The organism is Bradyrhizobium sp. (assembly GCF_035309285.1).
GTDB lineage: Bacteria > Pseudomonadota > Alphaproteobacteria > Rhizobiales > Xanthobacteraceae > Bradyrhizobium.
The window spans coordinates 1-17,210 of sequence record NZ_DATGFH010000161.1 but is presented as its reverse complement, the minus strand read 5'-3'; the positions used below and the strand labels follow the sequence as shown (position 1 = coordinate 17,210).

Here is a 17,210-nt window from a genome sequence, read left to right as displayed (position 1 = left end):
CCATGGGGCGGATCATCTGCTGTGGGCTGGGGCCCGGCGATCCCGATCTGATGAGCGTGCGCGCGAACCGCGAGGTGCGCGCGGCGACGCATGTCGCCTATTTCCGCAAGACAGGCCGCGCCGGTCAGGCGCGCGCCATCGTCGAGGGGATGCTGGCCGCGGGCGTCCACGAATATCCGATGGAATATCCGGTCACGACCGAGCTTGCCGTCAACAGCGAGGAATATGCCCGGCTGCTCGGAGGCTTCCACGACGAATGGGCCGATCGTCTGGTGGAGCTGTCGCGCACCACCGATATCGTCGTGCTCTGCGAGGGCGATCCCTTCTTCTACGGCTCCTTCATGCATCTCTATACGCGGCTCCAGGGACGCGCCGAGGTCGAGGTGATCGCCGGCATTCCCGGCATGGCCGGCTGCTGGAATGTCGCTGGTCTTCCGATGGCGCTCGGCGATGACGTGATGACGGTCTTGATGGGCACGCTGCCGGAAGCCGAGCTCGAACGGCGCGCGCAAAGTTCTGACGCGCTCGTCATCATGAAGACCGGCCGCAATCTGGCAAAGATCCGCCGCGCGCTGGAGCGTGCCGGGCGCGTCGATGCAGCCTGGCTGATTGAACGCGGCACCATGCCGGGCGAACGTGTCGCGCGCCTCTGCGACGTCGATGCCGCGGATTGCCCGTATTTTGCGATCGTGCTGGTGCATGGGCGCGGCGGAAGGCGGCAGGAAGCGGCGGAATGACGGGCACGCTCACCATCGCAGGGCTAGGGCCGGGCGATGCCGCGCTGGTGACGCCGGAAGTATCGGCCGCGCTTGCCGATGCCACCGACGTGCTCGGCTACGCGCCTTACGTGGCGCGCGTGCCGGCGCGCGAGGGCTTGCGGCTACATCCTTCCGACAATCGCCAGGAATTGCAGCGCGCCGGCGAGGCGCTGAAGCTTGCCGCGGAGGGACGCAGCGTCGTCATCGTTTCTTCCGGCGATCCCGGCGTGTTCGCGATGGCAGCCGCCGTGTTCGAGGCGCTGGAAGCCGCACCTGAAATGCAGGACCTGACCATCCGCGTGCTGCCCGGTGTCACCGCGATGCTGGCGGCTGCGGCACGGGCCGGCGCGCCGCTCGGCCATGATTTCTGTGCGATCAACCTCTCCGACAATCTGAAACCGTGGGAGCTGATCGAAAAGCGGCTGCGGCTCGCCACCGAGGCCGACTTTGCGATCGCGATCTACAATCCGCGCTCCGCCAGCCGGCCCGAGGGCTTCGCCCGCGCGCTCGATGTTTTGAAAGAAGCAGGCTGCGGCGACCGCGCCATCATCTTCGCGCACGCGGTGACGACGCCGAAGGAACGGATCGAGACGCTGCGGCTTGCGGACGCGCGTCCCGAGATGGCCGACATGGCAACCCTTGTTATCATCGGCAATTCGGCAACCCGCCGCGTCGGCCGCTGGGTCTATGCCCCGAGGCGCGCCTCATGACCAAGCCATGCCAGCGCCGCTTCGACGCTTTCGACCCGCTTCCGTTCGGGCAACGCCGGGCGCGCGATCATGATTACGGGGAGCCCAAGCTCGCGCGCGGCGTCGATCTTGGCGCGCGCACCGTAGCCTCCGGAATTGCGCGCCACCAGCCATTCGATTCCGCGGCCGCGCATCAGCTCGCGGTCGCTTTGAAGCGTGAATGGACCCCGCGAGACGATGATCTCGGCATCAGGCAACGGCAATTCGCGATCAGGAGCATCGACGAAGCGCAGCATATATGCGTGCTGCGGTTTGGCAGCGAACGGCGCGATATGCTGTCTGCCGATGGCAAGAAAGACGCGCGCGCGCCGTTCAGGGAGGACGGCAACGGCGGCGTTGATATCCGTAACCTCGATCCAGTTATCGCCGTCCATGCGCGTCCAGGGCGCACGCTCCAGCGCGACCAGGGGGACGCCGGTCAGCGTACAGGCCTCGACTGCATGTCGGCTCATCTCGACGGCAAATGGATGCGTTGCGTCGATCACATGCGTGATGCGCTCCTTGAGGAGAAAATCCGCAAGTCCCGCAGCGCCGCCAAATCCGCCGATCCGCATCGGCAGCGAATGCCCAAGCGGAATCTGCGTCCGTCCCGCGTAGGAATAGATCGCGTCGATCTTTTCGCACGCGAGCGCGTCCGCGAGCTGGTTGGCGTCGCCTGTTCCGCCCAGAATGAGGGCGCGCATGGTTGATCCTTGCACCATTCCTTGGTTGACCATCATCGGCATCGGCGAGGATGGCCTTGCCGGGCTCTCGGAAGCAAGCCGAAAGGCGCTTGCGGAGGCCGAGACCGTGTTTGGCGGCGAGCGGCACCTGAAGCTTGCCGGCGTCGATGGCCGTGGCAAGTCGTGGCCGGTGCCGTTCGACGCGGCCTGCGTGCTCGCCCGTCGCGGTCGTCCGACGGCGGTGCTCGCCTCCGGCGATCCCTTCTGGCATGGCGCCGGCGGCAGCCTCGCGGCGCACCTGTCGCCGCACGAATGGATCGCGCATCCTTCGCCTTCGACCTTCTCGCTCGCGGCCTCACGGCTCGGCTGGACGCTGGAAACAACGATCTGCATCGGGCTGCATGCGGCGCCGTTCGAGCGGCTGGTGCCGTTGCTCTCGCGCGGTGCGCGGATCATCTGCCTCGTGCGAGATGCGACGGCCGCGATCGATCTTGCGCGATGGCTTGATGCGCGCGGGTGGGGCGCTTCAAAACTCTGGACCTTGTCGGCGCTCGGTGGTCCGCGTGAACGGATCATCGAAAGCCGTGCGAATAGTTACGAGGCGGAGTCTGCCGTAAGCCCGCTCGCGGTCGCGATCGAGGCCGACGGCCGAACCGGATTGCCGCGCGCGTCTGGGCTGGCCGACGATCTCTTCCGGCATGACGGCCAAATCACCAAGCGACCGATGCGCGCGCTGGCAATGTCGGCACTGGCGCCGCGACCGGGCGAGACATTGTGGGACGTCGGCGCGGGCTCCGGCTCTATCTCGGTGGAGTGGGCGCTTGCGGGCGGCACGGCGATCGCGATTGAAGCGCGCGAGGATCGCGCGTCGAATATCCGAACCAATGCCGAAGCTTTTGGTCTCGCGCACAAGGTCAGCGTTGTCACGGGGAGTGTACCCGAGGCGCTTGCATCTCTTGAGAGCCCGAATGCGGTCTTCATTGGCGGCGGCCTCGATGCGGCATTGTTCGACGTGGTCTGGTCGCAGGTCCCCTCAGGAACGCGCCTCGTCGCGCACAGCGTGACGCTGGAGACCGAAGCGCTTCTGTCCGGGCTGCAGCAGAAGCACGGCGGCGATCTCATGCGGATCGAGATAGCTCATGCAGCAGCACTCGGCCGCTACCGATCCTGGGAGGCCGCGCGCGCCGTGGTGCAATGGAGTGCAGTGAGATGACCGTGCATTTCATTGGCGCCGGCCCCGGCGCGCCTGATCTCCTCACGCTGCGCGGCCGCGACTTGATCGCGTCCTGCCCGGTCTGCCTGTACGCCGGCTCGCTGGTGCCGAAGGAAATCCTGGCGCATTGTCCGCCCGGGGCCCGCATCGTCAACACGGCGCCGCTGTCGCTCGACGAAATCATCGACGAGATCGCCGCCGCGCATGCCGCGGGCAAGGACGTGGCGCGGCTGCATTCCGGCGATCTTTCGGTATGGTCGGCGATGGGCGAGCAGCTCCGCCGCCTGCGCGAGCTTGGCATTCCCTATTCCGTCACGCCGGGCGTGCCGTCGTTCGCCGCAGTGGCCGCCGCGCTCGAAGCGGAACTGACCCTGCCGGGTCTTGCGCAATCGGTGGTGCTGACGCGTACCTCCGGCCGTGCCAGCGCCATGCCGAAGGGCGAGACGCTGTCCGCTTTCGCCGCGACCGGAGCGGTGCTGGCGATTCATCTTTCCGTGCACGTGCTCGACAAGGTCGTTGCCGAGCTGACGCCGCATTATGGCGCCGATTGCCCGGTGGCCGTAGTCTGGCGGGCGAGCTGGCCCGACGAACGGATCGTTCGCGCGACGCTCGGCACGCTGCAAGCCTCGCTTGGCGCCGAGCTCGAGCGCACCGCGATCATCCTGGTCGGCCGGACGATCGCGGCTGAGGATTTCGACGAGAGCCGGCTCTACGCCGCCGACTATGACCGCCGCTACCGGCCGGTCGGCACCGCGCCGCGCTTTCCGGAGGCGACCTGATGGCGCGTTGCCTCGTTATCTCTGCGCCCGCATCGGGCACCGGCAAGACCACGCTGACGCTTGCGCTGGCGCGCGCGTTCCGCGACCGCGGGCTCGCCGTGCAGTGCTTCAAGAGCGGCCCCGATTATATCGATCCGGCCTTTCACACTGCGGCGACCGGGCGCGCCTCCGTCAACATCGATAGCTGGGCAATGACGCACGAGTTGATCGATATGCTCACCGCGCGCGGCGGCGATGCCGACCTTGTTCTGGCCGAGGGCTCGATGGGCCTGTTCGACGGCGTTGCGACGCCGGGCATGTCCGGCACCGGCGCGAGCGCCGATCTCGCCGAGATGATGGGCTGGCCGGTATTGCTGGTGCTCGATCCCTCCGGACAGGCGCAGACCGCGGCGGCGGTTGCCACTGGCCTGCGTGATTTTCGCAAGGGCGTGCGCATTGCGGGCGTCGTGCTCAATCGCGTCGCTAGCCCGCGCCATGAAGATCTCGTGCGCCGCGCAATGGAAGGCGTTGATATCCCTGTCCTTGGCGCGCTGCCACGCCATGCGCCGATCGCGCTGCCCGAGCGGCACCTTGGCCTCGTTCAGGCCGAGGAACTGACCCGCCTGAACGATCTCATCTCCGAGGCCGCACGTCTCGTTGCCGAGCGTATCGATCTCGACGCAGTGCTGCAGTTGGCGAAATGCGATTGGACCACCTCCGGGACCACTGCGCCGGCGCACGTGAACCCGCCCGGCCAGCGCATTGCGCTCGCGCGGGATGCGGCGTTCTCCTTCATCTATCCGCACATCCTCGAAGGTTGGCGCGCCGCCGGCGCCGAAATCCTGCCGTTCTCGCCGCTGGCCGACGAGGGGCCGGATCATGGTGCCGACGTCTGCTGGTTGCCCGGCGGCTATCCCGAACTGCACGCAGGCCAGATCGCCACCAATGGGCGCTTCCGCCATGCCCTGCGCTCGTTTGCGGAGACGCGGCCGGTGCACGGCGAATGCGGCGGCTACATGGTGCTGGGCGAGGGGCTCACCGACGCCAAGGGCGCGCGGCATGAAATGACCGGGCTGCTCGGCCTCGAGACCAGCTTTGCCAAGCGGCGCATGCATCTCGGCTATCGGCGGGCGGAGCTCACCGCCGGCATGCCCGGACATCCACAAGGCACACGCTTGCGTGGTCACGAATTTCACTACGCCTCGATCCTGGCGCAACCCGATCCCCCGCTCGCGGCTGTCCGAGACGCCAATGGCGCCGAGGTCGCCGAGACCGGCTCGCGCCGCGGACATGTCACCGGTACTTTCTTTCATCTGATCGCGGAGGAGCGATGAGCGGCTTCGTCTCCTTTGTCTCGGCGGGCCCCGGCGATCCCGAGCTGCTGACGCTCAAGGCGGTCGCGCGGCTGCGGGCTGCCGATGTCGTGCTCTATGACGACCTCGCGGCCGGCGCCATTCTCGATCATGCGCGCAAGGGCGCAACCCTGGTGTCGGTGGGAAAACGCGCTGGCCAGCCCTCGGCGAGGCAGGAGCATGTCAGCCGGCTGCTCGTCGACTATGCGGCAACGGGCGCTGGTGTCGTGCGGCTGAAGTCGGGCGACGCCGGCGTGTTCAGCCGGCTGGAAGAGGAGGTCGAGGCGGTGCGCGCGGCCGGTATCGGCTATGAGATCGTCCCGGGCGTGACCGCGGCCTGCGCCGCAGGTGCAGCCACCGGCATTCCGCTCACCCGCCGCCACACCGCACGCCGCGTCCAGTTCATCACCGGCGCCGACGCGAACGGCGAGCTGCCGGAAGACCTGTATTGGGCGGCGCTTGCCGACCCGCATGCGATGACTGCAGTCTATATGGGCAAGCGGACCTTTCCGAAGCTTGCGGCGAAATTGATCGCGCAGGGCCTGTCGCCGGACACCCCGGCGCTGCTTGCCGAATCCGTCGGCCAAATCAACCAGCGGCTCGTTCGCACCACCATCCAGAAACTTGCTGAGCAGCTTGCTGCGGAAAACGTCACGGCGACCGCCGTGATCCTGTATGGTGCGCTGGCAGCGGACCATTCGGTATGATCACGCTTTCACTGATCGGCATCGGCTGCGGGGATCCCGAGCAGCTTACGCTCGCCGCGGTCCGTGCCGTCAATGCTGCCGATCTTATCCTCATTCCGCGCAAGGGCGAGGAGAAGTCCGATCTTGCTGCGCTCCGGCGCGAGATTTGCGCGCGGGTCCTGACTAACGGCAAGACGCGGCTGGTGGAATTCGATCTGCCGGTACGGGATGCCGAGCGCGAGGATTATCGCGGCGGGGTCGATGATTGGCACAATGCCGTTGCCGCCGCGTGGTCGCGCGAGATCAAGACGCATCTTGGCGGCGATGGGCGCGCGGCGTTCCTGATCTGGGGCGATCCATCGCTGTTCGACTCCAGTCTTCGCATCGCGCACCGGCTTGAGCCGTCGCCTGAAATCCAGGTGATCCCCGGCGTCACCGCCATCCAGGCGCTTTGCGCCGCGCATGCGATCCCGCTCAACGACATCGGCGCGCCCTTCCTTGTGACCACAGGACGGCGCCTGCGCGAAGGCGGCTGGCCGGCCGGTGCGGAGACGGTTGTCGTGATGCTCGATGGCGGCGCGGCATTCCAGTCGCTCGATCCCGCCGGGATTCGCATCTGGTGGGGCGCCTTTCTCGGCATGCCGCATCAGCTCACGTTCTCCGGGCCGCTCGCCGAGATCGGAGCAACCATCGTGGACGCGCGCGCGAAGGCGAGGGCGCGGCACGGCTGGATCATGGACAGCTACATCCTCAAACGCGTCACCATCTGAAGCGAGAACCGCATGTTTCCCGAATGGATCACTAAGCCATGCCCGGATATCTCCGCCGTCCATCGCGACGCGGCGGCAGCGCGACAAGCCCAGCTCACCAAGCCGACGGGCGCGCTTGGCCGTCTCGAGGCGCTGGCGATCGAGTTGGCGTCCGTCCAGCACACCGATCGCCCTCGCGCCGAGCGCGCGCCGATCATCGTCTTTGCCGGCGATCACGGCATCGCCGCCCAGGGCGTCTCCGCCTATCCGCAAGAGGTGACGATCGCGATGATGGCGAATTTCGCCGCCGGCGGCGCCGCGATCTCGGTGCTGGCGAAGGAACTCGGCTCGTCGCTCGAAGTTGTCGATGCGGGCACGCTGGCGGCGCAACCCATGCCGGGCATTGTCACCGACAAGCCGCGCCGCGCCAGCCGCGACTTCTCCAAGGAGGCCGCGCTCGACGTAGCGGATCTTGCGTTCGCCCTCGAATGCGGCGAGCGGGCGGTTGCGCGCGCCGCGGTGTCCGACCCTGATCTCGTCATTCTCGGGGAGATGGGCATCGGCAACACGACCTCGGCGGCCGCCATCGCGGCGGCGCTGCTTGGCCTCAGCGCCGAAGCGATCTCTGGCCTTGGCACCGGGCTCGACGCCGCCGGCCGCGACCGCAAGGCGCGCCTCGTCGACGCCGCGCTTGCCCAACATGGCCTGGCCGGTGCTTCCGCCGGGCAAACCCTGTGCGCCGTCGGGGGGCTCGAAATTGCGGCGATCTGCGGCGCGATCATCGCGTCCGCCCAGCGCCGTATTCCGATACTGATCGATGGCTTCATCGTCTCCGTTGCCGCGTTGGCGGCATCGCGCGCCAATCCCTCCTGTCGTCCCTATCTCATCTTCTCCCATCGTTCAGCCGAGCAGGGGCATCGGCTGGTGCTGGAGGCACTTGAGGCGCGGCCATTGCTCGACCTCGATTTGCGGCTTGGCGAAGGCTCGGGTGCGGCGCTGGCCTTGCCCATCTTGCGGCTTGCCTGCGCGCTCCATAACCGTATGGCGACCTTTGCCGAGGCGGCCGTCCCGGACCGTCCGGGCTGATTTTTGGGCACCCATTAACCCCGCTCTGCCAACATCTTAACTGCGACTTGACCCGCGGCACTTTGCCCCCTTATCTGCGTTATGGGCCTCGCATCTGCAGGTGCTTCGGGGCCCGGGCTCGCAACATGGCCGCCGTGGTTGCCGAAGCACGACTCGAAAACGTCCGCCTGAAACTGGCGGGTTATGGTTACGCCGATGCTTGATACGGGAAAGACATCGCCGGCGCGGTCGCAGATCCGAACGATCGTCGGACGCCGCCGCGCGTCAAACCGCGGCTTGACCGCGCTGCGCGCGCTCTTGCGCAGCAACGAATTCTACCTGATTCCGCTTGCGCTCGTGATCGGCGTCGTCGCCGGCGCCATCGTGACGCTGATGAGCGAGATCGCTCAGGTCGCGCACGTCATGATCTACGGTATTCCGATCGACGTGCGGCTCAGCGCCAACACCTATGTCAATCCGATCGTCGCGTTTGTGGCGCCGGCCATCGGCGGGCTGTCGCTCGGCATCATGGAGTGGTCGCGGCGGCGGTTGAAAATCTCGAATGCGGTCGACCCGATCGAAGCGAATGCCCTGCGCGGCGGCAGGCTCTCGTTGCGCGACAGCGTGGTGGTGAGCGGGCAGACCCTGATTTCCAATGGTTGCGGCGCCTCGGTCGGCCTCGAAGCCGGCTATACCCAGATCGGCGCGGGAGCGGCCTCCCTGATCGGCCAATTCCTCAACCTTCGCCGCAACGATTTGCGGCTGATCGTCGGCTGCGGCGCGGCGGCGGCGATCGCGGCCGCCTTCGGCGCGCCGATCACCGGCGCATTCTACGCCTGTGAGCTGATCGTCGGCGTCTACGCGGTCGGAAGCGCCGCCCCGATCCTCGCCGCGTCGCTTGCGGGCGCGCTCACCGCGCAAAATCTCGGCGGCGCGCCCTATTCGCTGGAAATCGCCCATGTCGGCAGCGTCGGCCTCGAGCAGTATCTGGCACTCGTGGGACTTGCGCTGATCGTCGCCATCATCGGCATCCTGGTGATGCGCAGCTCCTCGCTGTTCGAGCGTGTGTTCAAGCAAAAATGGTTTCCGGTCTGGCTCAGGCCGGTCGTCGGCGGCGTCTGCGTCGGCGGGCTTGCCATCGTCACCCCGCAGGTGCTCGCCGCCGGTCACGGCGCGATGGTGCTCGACCTGCATCGCGAGATGGCCATCGACATCATTGTGACCGTCATCGCCCTGAAGCTGATCGCCTGCCTGGTCTCGCTCGCCTCGGGATTCCGCGGCGGCCTGTTCTTCTGTTCGCTGTTCGTCGGCAGCCTGCTCGGGAAATTCTTCGCGGCCGTGGTTGCTCTGCTCGGCTTCAGCTTCACCGTCGACCCTGTGGTGAGCATGCTGACGGGCATGGCGACGCTCGGGGTCGCCATTGTCGGCGGTCCGCTCACCATGTCGTTCCTCGTGCTGGAGATGACGCGCAGCGTCGACGTCACCGCCGTGGTGCTGGCAGGCTGCATCGTGACCAGCATCTTCGTACGCTTCATGTTCGGTCACTCGTTCTCGACCTGGCGCTTGCATCTGCGCGGCGAGACCATCCGCAGCGCCAACGACGTCGGCTGGCTGCGCAATCTCACGGTCGAGCGCATGATGCGGACCGACGTCGGCAAGGTGCCGTCCACAACGACAATCGCCGCTTGCCGCCGCGAATTCGTGCTGGGCTCGCGCCAGGCGGTCGTCGTGGTCAACAATAACGACGACTATTGCGGACTGCTGCTGCTGCCGGAGCTGTTTTCGCCCGAGCTCGATACCATCGCCGACGAGATCCAGGTGGTTGAGCTCGCGCGCTATACCGACGTGGCGCTCCTGCCCGAGATGAACGTCAAGACCGCCATGAAGCTGTTCGACGATGCCGAAGCCGAAGTGCTGGCGGTACTGGAATCGGCCGACAGCCGCAAGGTGATTGGCCTCTTGAGCGAAACCTTCGCCCGCCGCCGCTACGTCGAAGAGATCGACCAGGCCACGCGCGGCGTGCTGGGGGCGCTGTCGTAAATCGAGATCCGGGGCGGGCCGTTCTGCGTCGCGGTCGCCCATGATGGCGCGCTGTTGATTGCTGAGGACGCAAACGGAACGATCTGGCGAACAACTCACTAGGCCGGTTGTTCCAGGGTTCGGTTGCCGAGCTCCTCGACCAGCACGCGCATATTCTCGCTGTAGTCGATCGGTACGGCGACGAGATGCACGCCGCCCTGGCTGAAGGCCGCCTCCAGCGTCGGGACCAAGTCGGACGCCGCCGCGATCAGATGTCCATGCGCGCCATAGGAGGTCGCGTAGCGCACGAAGTCGGGATTGCCGAAGGTCATGCCGAAATCGGCGAAGTGGTCGACCGCCTGCTTCCAGCGGATCATGCCGTAGGCGAAGTCTTCGACGATCAGCACGACCAGGTCGAGCTTCAGCCGCACGGCCGTCTCCAGCTCCTGGCTGTTCATCATGAAGCCGCCATCGCCGCAGACCGCGAGTACGCGTTTTCCCGGATTGAGGCATTTCGCGGTGATAGCCGAGGGCAGGCCGGCGCCCATGGTGGCGAGCGCATTGTCGAGCAACAGCGTGTTGGCAACCGTGGTGCGGTAGTTTCGCGCGAACCAGATCTTGTACATGCCGTTGTCGAGGCAGACGATGCCGTCCTCGGGCATGACCTTGCGGACATCGTGAACCAGGCGCTGCGGGATGACGGGAAAGCGTTCGTCCTCGGCGCGTTCACCGAGATGCCCGCGGATGTCGTCACGCAGCGTCATGAACTCTGCCGGTGCGTTGACGCGCTGATGCAGCGCGTCGGCCAGCGCCGTCACGGTCGCGCCGATGTCGCCGATCACCTCCGCATCGGGATGGAATACCTGCTCCACGGTCGCGGAGGCATAGCCGACATAGACCACCTTGGGGCCGCCACTGGCGCCCATCAGGAAGGGTGGCTTCTCGATCGTGTCGTGCCCGATCGCGATGATGAGGTCGGCGTGCTCGATCGCCCCGTGGATATAGTCGCGCTCGGAGAGGGCCGCAGTGCCGAGATAGAGCTCGGAGTTGCCGGTCACCGCACCCTTGCCCATCTGCGTGTTGAAGAAGGGGATCTGCGTGCGGCGGACGAAATCGGACAGCGCCTCGACGAGGCGCGGCCGATTGCCGGCGGCGCCGATCATGATCAGCGGACGCCTGGCGGCGAGGATCAGCTCGACCGCACTTTTGACCGCGACGGGCGAGGGGATCGGCCGCAGGATCGGATGCGGCGCGATCAGTGAAGCGCTGGCCTCTTCCGCGGCGATATCCTCGGGCAGCTCCAGGTGGACCGGCCCCGGCCGCTCCTCGGTCGCGACGCGGAAGGCGTCGCGGACCATCGAAGGGATGGCATCGGCCGAAACGATCTGCCGGGTCAGCTTGGTGATCGGCCGCATGGCGCCGACGATATCGACGAGCTGGAACCGCGCCTGACGCGCGCTCTTGATCGCCTTCTGGCCGGTGATCATGACCATCGGCATGGCGCCGAGATAGGCATAGGCCGCGCCGGTGGTGAAATTCAGGGCGCCAGGGCCGAGCGTGGACAGGCAGACGCCGGGCGCGCCGGTCAGCCGGCCCTGGGTCGCCGCCATGAAGGATGCCGCCTGTTCGTGGCGCGTCAGGATCAGCTCGATCTTCGATGCGCGCAGGGCTTCCACGACCGCGAGATTTTCTTCGCCCGGCAGTCCGAAAATGCGCTCAACGCCTTCGTTTTCGAGCGCGGCGACCAGAAGGTCGGATCCCTTGGTGCGCATCTGACTCGCCTCCCTGTGGTGCCACCGAGCGCTCTTCCTGCCAGAAATCGCAGGCCAACGCCACTTTGCCGGGATGCTCCGTCTTAGCCCCTCCGCACGCTCGAGCCGCCGTCGACCGGCAGCGTTACGCCGGTGATGAAATTGGCTTCATCGGAAGCGAGGAACAGCGCGGCATTGGCGACGTCCCAGCCGGTGCCCATCTTCCTTCGCAGCGGCACCTGACGATCGCGCTCGGCCTCGACCTCGGCGCGGGTCTTGTGCCACTCGCGGGCACGGGTATCGACCGCCATCGGCGTGTTCATCAGGCCCGGCAGAATGACGTTGGCGCGGATGCCGTATTCGGCGTTCTGGTAGGCGAGCTGCTCGGTGAAGGCGATCATCGCCGTCTTGGTCGCCTTGTAGGCGACATAGGGATAGGTGGTGATCGCCGCCATCGACGAGATGTTGATGATGGCGCCGCTCTTTTGTTGCCTCATGATCGGAATCACATGCTTGGCGGCTAGGATGCAGCTCTTGAGGTTGATTGCAACGCAGCGGTCGAAGGCTTCCTCGGTGATCGAAAGCAGCTCGGCATCGCCGCCGGAAAGACTGACGCCGACATTGTTGTGCAGCACATCGATCTTGCCCCAGCGCTTCATCGCATCCGCCACCATCGCCTTGATCTCGGCATCTTTGGTGACGTCGGCTTTGAAGGCTGCGGCGGTGCCCTGCTTCTCCGCGATCATGTCGACCGTTTCCTGCGCGGAGGCGAGGTTGTAATCGACGCACAACACCTTGGCGCCTTCACGCGCGAAAGTCAGCGCAGTGGCGCGGCCGTTGCCCATGCCTTCGCCGGGGCTCTGGCCGGCGCCGACGACGATGGCGACCTTGTCTTTGAGACGCATCTTATTCCACTCCCGGGATCGGGTACTGCTGCAGTACCTCTTTATAATAAGGTTCGTTGTCGATCTTCATGGTGGCGAGCACGCGCACCACGGCGCAATAGAAGGCGATCGTGAGCACGAGATCGACCATCTCCTCGTTGGAAAGATGGCGCTTGATCTCGGCAAAGGTCGTCATCGACATTTCGAGGTCGCGCACCATTTCGCGCGCGCCTTTCAGAATCGCTCTCGCGAGCGGCTCGAGCCGGGACTGAATGCCTTCGGTTTCGACCATGATCGCGGCGATGTCCTCGTCGGTGACGCCGAACTCCTTGCCGATCTTGACGTGATGCGTGAATTCATATTCCGACTTCTCCAGCCAGCCGACCTGCAGGATGGCGAGCTCCCGCAGGCGCGGATTGAGCTTGCTCTTGAAGCGGATGTAGCTGCCGACGCCGTTGAAGGCGCGCGCCATGTCCGGCGAGTTGACGAGCAGCTTGTGCAGGTTGGTGTTGCGCTTGAGCATATCGCGATATTCGGGCGCGACCTGGTCGGCCTCGAGATAGGGCAGGCGGGCCATTGGTTTTTTCCTTCTTCTCAGCGTTCCTCTGATTCTCGTTCCGGCGCCTGCAGGGTCACGCCGCCGTCGACCACCAGCACCTGGCCGGTGATGTAGCGCGCGTGATTGCTGAGCAGGAATTTCACCGCGTGGCCGACGTCCCAGCCGGTACCCTCAAGCTTCAGCACGGAGGCCCTGGCGCGGTTTGAGCGGGCAGTCTCGCTCATGCCGCGGGCATAGACCATCGGCGTATACATCGGCCCCGGGCAGATGCAGTTGACACGGATGTTGTCGCGGCCGTGATCGACCGCCATGGCGCGGGTCAACCCGATCACCGCGGCCTTCGAGGTGGTGTAGGCGGTGAGTCCGCGCGGGCGCAGCGCCGAGATCGACGAGATGTTGACGATCGCGCCGCCGCCAGCGGTCCTGATCATCGCGGGGATCGCGTATTTCGAGAGCAGGAACATGCTCTCGACATTGATCTGCATGACCCGCCGATATTGCTCGGGCTTCTCCTCGACGACGCTGCCGCGGCTGCCGATGCCCACATTGTTGTCGAGAAAGTCAAGCCGGCCGAAGCGATCGACGGTCGCTTCCACCAGCTTCCTGCAATCGTCCTCATCGGTGACGTCGGAGGCGATTGCCGTGGCCGTGCCGCGTTCGTCCTTGATCATCTCGACGGTGCGCTCGGCCAGCTTCAGCTCGCGGTCGGCGACCATGACCTTGGTCCCGGCGCGCGCCAAAAGGATCGCCGCCGCCCGCCCATTGCCGATGCCGTCACCGGCCGCGCCGCCGCCGGAGATCAATGCGACCTTGCCCTCGAGCCCAGCGTCTTCCTCGGGTCCCCTCATGATTTTTCTTCCTTGCTATGGGCGGACGATAGCAACGACATTCGGGGGAGAGAAGGGCGCCGGGAGCACAGCTGCCACGCGCACCCTTTCCGCGAGGTGGGATATCGCCACTCAGCCGACGCGCACCGGGTTTGCCGGCCGATCTTCCTTTACCGTGGCCGGCGAACGGCTCTCACCTTTCCTCCGCCGTTGCTTCCGCTGCCGCAGAAGAAAGTGTCACCGCCATCCGACTCGAGCCCGGACACGCCAGTGCCGGGCGGCATCTCGATCCGCTCCAGCACCTTGCCCGTCGTGGGATCGACACGCCTCACGTCGCTCTCCTCGCCTTCCCAGGTGCCGTGCCAGAGTTCGCCATCGACCCAGCTCACGCCAGTTACGAAGCGGTTGGACTCGATGGTGCGGAGGATCGCGCCGGTCTCGGGATCGATCTCATGGATCTTGCGGTCGCGATCCTGCCCGACCCAAAGCGTTCCTTCGGCCCAGGCCAATCCGGAATCGCGTCCGCCGCCCGGCGCCGGAATGGTAGAGAGCACGCGGCCGGTCTTCGGATCGATCTTCTGGATGCGATCCTCGGCGATCTGGAACAGGTACCGCCCGTCGAAAGCCGTTCCGGCATGGGCTGCGACCTCGATGCTGCGCACCGTCTTGCCGCTTGAGGGGTCAAAGGCGAGCATCCTGTCGCCGGCGGCAAACCAGACGCGCTCGCCGTCATAGGTGACGCCATGCACGCTGTCGACACCGGTAAAAGGACCATATTCGCGGACGATCTCAGCCGATGATCTCTTCATGTGTCGCTCCTCTCTTCCTAGCGGCTGCGATCCTAGCCGCTCGGCAGCGGAGCAGGGAGTAACAAGGTCGTCGTGAATCCCGACAGCGGCGGCGTCATCCAGCGACGCGCCCGCGCGCGGCCGACCGATTGCACCTTGCCGGAAGCCGCAAGCTCATCGAGCGCCCGCTGCACGGTGCGCTGGCTCGCGCCGAGCGCCAGCGCCAACGCCGAGCTCGACCACGACTCGCCGTCGGCGAGGAAGGCGAGCACGTCCGCGTGCTCGTCCTCGAATGGCCGCGCCAGCACGACGACCGCCGTCCCGCGGCGCGTCGTCAGCGCGAATCCGCGCTTGGTCGCACTCACGCCGGCGAGCGAGCGCAGCGCCGATCGCAGCCGCCCGACCTCGACCCGCAAGCGGGCACGGTGCGATTCGTCGACCGACTTGCCGCGGAAAGCCCTGGCGATGAGCGCGTCGCGTGTGACGTCGTCGGGCCACGCTTCGCCCAACGCGCGGACGATCGCAAACAACACCGGACGCGTCGCCAGCGAGACCGCTGCGGTGAGGTCGCGCACGACATGGCGGCAGGCGTCCACGACGATCGCTTTCGAGGCCTGCAACGCCTCGACCTCCTCGAGCAGGAGGAGACGCTCCGCGCCGCCTGCGATCAGGCGGGCGGCGGGCGTCTTCAGCGCAAGCGAGGCGCTTTCGACCTCAGCCGTCAGCGCCGGAATGCCGGCCGCACGTGCTGCGCGCTCGGCGCGGGCCAGTGCTGCGCGCGCCGTCTCGGTGCGAAGCCGCCGCATGGCGAGCCCAGCGACCACGAGCTCATGCGCGGCGCGCGAGGCGGGTGGAAACGGCGCTGGATCAAGAGACGCGAGCCTGCGCTCGGCCTCGTCGAGGCGGCCGATCAGGAGCAGGCGCCGGACCTCCAGATGCGCCGCGTGCGCGGCATTGAGCAAGTCGCCGTGCGCTTGAAGCGTGGCATGTGCCGCGTCGAGCGCCTTCGCCGGCCAGGCGAGGTCGCGCGACACCAGCGCGATTTCGGCTTCCGCGACGACGCATCGCGCCCGCGCCACGGCCTCTCGCGGTCCGAACGCGCGTGTCGCTCTGCGCAGCAAAACCTTCGCCCGGTCGAAATCACCAAGCCGCGCCATCGCGATGCCGCGCAGCGCAAGCGCCGGCGCATCGTCGCGCAAGGCGACGCGCTTCAAGGCTCCGAGCGGGTCACCGTGAGCGAGCGCGCGGGCCGCGGCCGTGATCAGCGAGTCCATGGCAATCCCGACACACTTGTCACTCCCGGCGTTCTTCCGTGCTGTCCTAGTCTACCAGCATGCATCAGGCGAGGAGGCCGCCATGGTCGACTGGAACATGCTTTCCCCCACCTATCTTACGGCGGTGGCCGAGTGGGCCGGCGCGGTCGTGACGGTGCTTGCCATTGGCCCGGGCGATGCGAGGGACAGCCGGGGCAGAAACGAACCGTGACGACGCGCATTGCACTCGCAAGCGACGGCATTTCAACAGATCAGGAGACTAGGCATGCCAAATCAAGTGGTCTCGCACGAGCAATGGCTGAAGGCGCGCCTCGAATTGCTCGCTGCCGAGAAGGAATTCACCCGCCAGCGCGACGCGCTGACACGCCGCCGCATGGCCATGCCCTGGGAGCGCGTGGAAAAGCCCTATCGTTTCGAAGGACCGAACGGCGCGCTGTCGCTGGCCGATCTCTTCGATGGCCGCTCCCAGCTCATCGTCTATCACTTCATGTTCGGTCCGGATTGGAAGGAGGGCTGCAAGTCCTGCTCGTTCTGGGCCGACAATTTCGACGGCATCGCCATCCATCTCAATCACCGCGACGTGACGTTCACCGCGGTCTCGCGGGCGCCGTTCGCGAAGCTCGACGCCTACCGCAAGCGCATGGGCTGGAGCTTTCCATGGGTGTCGTCGGAAGGAAACGACTTCAACTTCGACTACCACGTGTCGTTCACGCCAGAGGAGATCGCTGCGGGTAGAGCGTACTACAACTACGTGGTTCAGCCGATCTCGGCGTTGGACGAGCAGGGGATCAGCGTGTTCGTGAGGAATGAGTCCGGTGAGGTGTTTCACACCTATTCCTGCCACGGTCGCGGCATCGACATGGTCAATGGCGCCTATCATTTCCTCGACCTCGTGCCGAAAGGGCGCGACGAGGCCGCGTTCGATTTCCCGATGCGATGGGTGCGCCGGCACGATCAGTATTGAGCTTGTAGAACCGTAGGGCGGATTAGTCTTACTGCGTCATGGGCGTCTACGTCTGTTCGATGCTGCGCGGGCGCCGCAGCACGGACATTGCGGCAAGGTTTTGATGAGGGCTTTGATCAGGCGGGCGCGCATGGTTGCGATCGAGCTCGGGA

At 66.2% G+C, this 17,210-nt stretch carries 18 protein-coding genes; 11 read left to right on the top strand and 7 right to left on the bottom strand.

The window, feature by feature from the left end:
- Window positions 1-2 precede the first annotated feature (2 nt).
- Both VKR55_RS28165 and cobJ read left to right on the top strand, forming a co-directional pair.
- On the top strand, window positions 3-737 hold the full coding sequence (locus VKR55_RS28165) for a precorrin-2 C(20)-methyltransferase (RefSeq protein WP_324408595.1): 735 nt from the start codon (window positions 3-5) through the stop codon (window positions 735-737).
- On the top strand, window positions 734-1,468 hold the full coding sequence (gene cobJ / locus VKR55_RS28160; protein ID WP_324408593.1) for a precorrin-3B C(17)-methyltransferase: 735 nt from the start codon (window positions 734-736) through the stop codon (window positions 1,466-1,468). Before VKR55_RS28165 ends, cobJ begins: the two co-directional genes overlap by 4 nt.
- Here cobJ and VKR55_RS28155 read toward each other — a convergent pair.
- On the bottom strand, window positions 1,444-2,190 hold the full coding sequence (locus VKR55_RS28155; RefSeq protein ID WP_324408591.1) for a cobalt-precorrin-6A reductase: 747 nt from the start codon (window positions 2,188-2,190) through the stop codon (window positions 1,444-1,446). The two genes, cobJ and VKR55_RS28155, sit on opposite strands and share 25 nt — an antisense overlap.
- On the opposite strand from VKR55_RS28155, the gene cbiE reads away from it, so the two are divergent.
- The 7 genes from cbiE to VKR55_RS28120 all read left to right on the top strand — a co-directional run bounded on the left by cbiE (window position 2,189) and on the right by VKR55_RS28120 (window position 10,032).
- Complete coding sequence (cbiE, locus tag VKR55_RS28150; protein WP_324408590.1) at window positions 2,189-3,382, top strand: precorrin-6y C5,15-methyltransferase (decarboxylating) subunit CbiE; 1,194 nt, start codon at window positions 2,189-2,191, stop codon at window positions 3,380-3,382. The two genes, VKR55_RS28155 and cbiE, sit on opposite strands and share 2 nt — an antisense overlap.
- Window positions 3,379-4,161, top strand: a complete 783-nt coding sequence (gene cobM / locus VKR55_RS28145; protein ID WP_324408588.1) for a precorrin-4 C(11)-methyltransferase — start codon at window positions 3,379-3,381, stop codon at window positions 4,159-4,161. The genes cbiE and cobM overlap by 4 nt, the downstream gene beginning before the upstream one ends.
- Window positions 4,161-5,474 carry a cobyrinic acid a,c-diamide synthase CobB gene (locus tag VKR55_RS28140; protein WP_324408586.1) on the top strand — a complete coding sequence of 438 codons (1,314 nt, stop codon included), beginning with the start codon at window positions 4,161-4,163 and terminating at the stop codon, window positions 5,472-5,474. The genes cobM and VKR55_RS28140 overlap by 1 nt, the downstream gene beginning before the upstream one ends.
- On the top strand, window positions 5,471-6,199 hold the full coding sequence (gene cobA, locus VKR55_RS28135; protein ID WP_324408584.1) for a uroporphyrinogen-III C-methyltransferase: 729 nt from the start codon (window positions 5,471-5,473) through the stop codon (window positions 6,197-6,199). Before VKR55_RS28140 ends, cobA begins: the two co-directional genes overlap by 4 nt.
- On the top strand, window positions 6,196-6,948 hold the full coding sequence (gene cobF / locus VKR55_RS28130) for a precorrin-6A synthase (deacetylating) (RefSeq protein WP_324408581.1): 753 nt from the start codon (window positions 6,196-6,198) through the stop codon (window positions 6,946-6,948). The genes cobA and cobF overlap by 4 nt, the downstream gene beginning before the upstream one ends.
- Before the next feature lie 12 nt (window positions 6,949-6,960).
- Window positions 6,961-8,013, top strand: coding sequence for a nicotinate-nucleotide--dimethylbenzimidazole phosphoribosyltransferase (gene cobT / locus VKR55_RS28125; RefSeq protein ID WP_324408579.1), 1,053 nt, complete (start codon window positions 6,961-6,963; stop codon window positions 8,011-8,013).
- A gap of 195 nt (window positions 8,014-8,208) precedes the next feature.
- Complete coding sequence (locus VKR55_RS28120; RefSeq protein WP_324408577.1) at window positions 8,209-10,032, top strand: chloride channel protein; 1,824 nt, start codon at window positions 8,209-8,211, stop codon at window positions 10,030-10,032.
- A gap of 98 nt (window positions 10,033-10,130) precedes the next feature.
- Here the strand turns inward: VKR55_RS28120 and VKR55_RS28115 are convergent, their stop codons facing one another.
- The 6 genes from VKR55_RS28115 to VKR55_RS28090 all read right to left on the bottom strand — a co-directional run bounded on the left by VKR55_RS28115 (window position 10,131) and on the right by VKR55_RS28090 (window position 16,094).
- Window positions 10,131-11,783 carry an acetolactate synthase large subunit gene (locus tag VKR55_RS28115; RefSeq protein WP_324408576.1) on the bottom strand — a complete coding sequence of 551 codons (1,653 nt, stop codon included), beginning with the start codon at window positions 11,781-11,783 and terminating at the stop codon, window positions 10,131-10,133.
- An 83-nt stretch (window positions 11,784-11,866) separates the two neighbouring features.
- Window positions 11,867-12,667, bottom strand: coding sequence for an SDR family NAD(P)-dependent oxidoreductase (locus VKR55_RS28110; protein WP_324408574.1), 801 nt, complete (start codon window positions 12,665-12,667; stop codon window positions 11,867-11,869).
- 1 nt (window position 12,668) lies between these two features.
- Window positions 12,669-13,223 carry a carboxymuconolactone decarboxylase family protein gene (locus VKR55_RS28105; protein ID WP_324408572.1) on the bottom strand — a complete coding sequence of 185 codons (555 nt, stop codon included), beginning with the start codon at window positions 13,221-13,223 and terminating at the stop codon, window positions 12,669-12,671.
- A 17-nt stretch (window positions 13,224-13,240) separates the two neighbouring features.
- Window positions 13,241-14,053, bottom strand: coding sequence for an SDR family NAD(P)-dependent oxidoreductase (locus VKR55_RS28100; protein WP_324408570.1), 813 nt, complete (start codon window positions 14,051-14,053; stop codon window positions 13,241-13,243).
- A gap of 149 nt (window positions 14,054-14,202) precedes the next feature.
- Entirely contained in the window at window positions 14,203-14,841 is a 639-nt protein-coding gene (locus VKR55_RS28095; RefSeq protein WP_324408568.1) for a Vgb family protein, read from the bottom strand.
- 32 nt (window positions 14,842-14,873) lie between these two features.
- Window positions 14,874-16,094, bottom strand: coding sequence for a helix-turn-helix domain-containing protein (locus VKR55_RS28090; RefSeq protein ID WP_324408566.1), 1,221 nt, complete (start codon window positions 16,092-16,094; stop codon window positions 14,874-14,876).
- 82 nt (window positions 16,095-16,176) lie between these two features.
- On the opposite strand from VKR55_RS28090, the gene VKR55_RS28085 reads away from it, so the two are divergent.
- Together VKR55_RS28085 and VKR55_RS28080 are read left to right on the top strand one after the other, a co-directional pair.
- A complete protein-coding gene (locus VKR55_RS28085) occupies window positions 16,177-16,305 on the top strand; it encodes a hypothetical protein (RefSeq protein WP_324408565.1) in 129 nt (42 codons plus the stop codon).
- Between the two features lie 54 nt (window positions 16,306-16,359).
- Complete coding sequence (locus tag VKR55_RS28080) at window positions 16,360-17,058, top strand: DUF899 domain-containing protein (protein ID WP_324408563.1); 699 nt, start codon at window positions 16,360-16,362, stop codon at window positions 17,056-17,058.
- Window positions 17,059-17,210 lie beyond the last annotated feature (152 nt).

Bases quoted from the DNA above. Each gene is read 5' to 3' on its own strand.
- cbiE (WP_324408590.1), top strand. From the start codon at position 2,189: ATGGTTGATCCTTGCACCATTCCTTGGTTGACCATCATCGGCATCGGC.
- VKR55_RS28090 (WP_324408566.1), bottom strand. From the start codon at position 16,094: ATGGACTCGCTGATCACGGCCGCGGCCCGCGCGCTCGCTCACGGTGAC.
- VKR55_RS28165 (WP_324408595.1), top strand. From the start codon at position 3: ATGGGGCGGATCATCTGCTGTGGGCTGGGGCCCGGCGATCCCGATCTG.
- VKR55_RS28120 (WP_324408577.1), top strand. From the start codon at position 8,209: ATGCTTGATACGGGAAAGACATCGCCGGCGCGGTCGCAGATCCGAACG.
- VKR55_RS28085 (WP_324408565.1), top strand. From the start codon at position 16,177: ATGGTCGACTGGAACATGCTTTCCCCCACCTATCTTACGGCGGTGGCC.
- VKR55_RS28115 (WP_324408576.1), bottom strand. From the start codon at position 11,783: ATGCGCACCAAGGGATCCGACCTTCTGGTCGCCGCGCTCGAAAACGAA.
- VKR55_RS28110 (WP_324408574.1), bottom strand. From the start codon at position 12,667: ATGCGTCTCAAAGACAAGGTCGCCATCGTCGTCGGCGCCGGCCAGAGC.
- cobA (WP_324408584.1), top strand. From the start codon at position 5,471: ATGAGCGGCTTCGTCTCCTTTGTCTCGGCGGGCCCCGGCGATCCCGAG.
- cobM (WP_324408588.1), top strand. From the start codon at position 3,379: ATGACCGTGCATTTCATTGGCGCCGGCCCCGGCGCGCCTGATCTCCTC.
- VKR55_RS28095 (WP_324408568.1), bottom strand. From the start codon at position 14,841: ATGAAGAGATCATCGGCTGAGATCGTCCGCGAATATGGTCCTTTTACC.
- VKR55_RS28100 (WP_324408570.1), bottom strand. From the start codon at position 14,053: ATGAGGGGACCCGAGGAAGACGCTGGGCTCGAGGGCAAGGTCGCATTG.
- VKR55_RS28080 (WP_324408563.1), top strand. From the start codon at position 16,360: ATGCCAAATCAAGTGGTCTCGCACGAGCAATGGCTGAAGGCGCGCCTC.
- VKR55_RS28105 (WP_324408572.1), bottom strand. From the start codon at position 13,223: ATGGCCCGCCTGCCCTATCTCGAGGCCGACCAGGTCGCGCCCGAATAT.
- cobF (WP_324408581.1), top strand. From the start codon at position 6,196: ATGATCACGCTTTCACTGATCGGCATCGGCTGCGGGGATCCCGAGCAG.
- VKR55_RS28155 (WP_324408591.1), bottom strand. From the start codon at position 2,190: ATGCGCGCCCTCATTCTGGGCGGAACAGGCGACGCCAACCAGCTCGCG.
- cobT (WP_324408579.1), top strand. From the start codon at position 6,961: ATGTTTCCCGAATGGATCACTAAGCCATGCCCGGATATCTCCGCCGTC.
- cobJ (WP_324408593.1), top strand. From the start codon at position 734: ATGACGGGCACGCTCACCATCGCAGGGCTAGGGCCGGGCGATGCCGCG.
- VKR55_RS28140 (WP_324408586.1), top strand. From the start codon at position 4,161: ATGGCGCGTTGCCTCGTTATCTCTGCGCCCGCATCGGGCACCGGCAAG.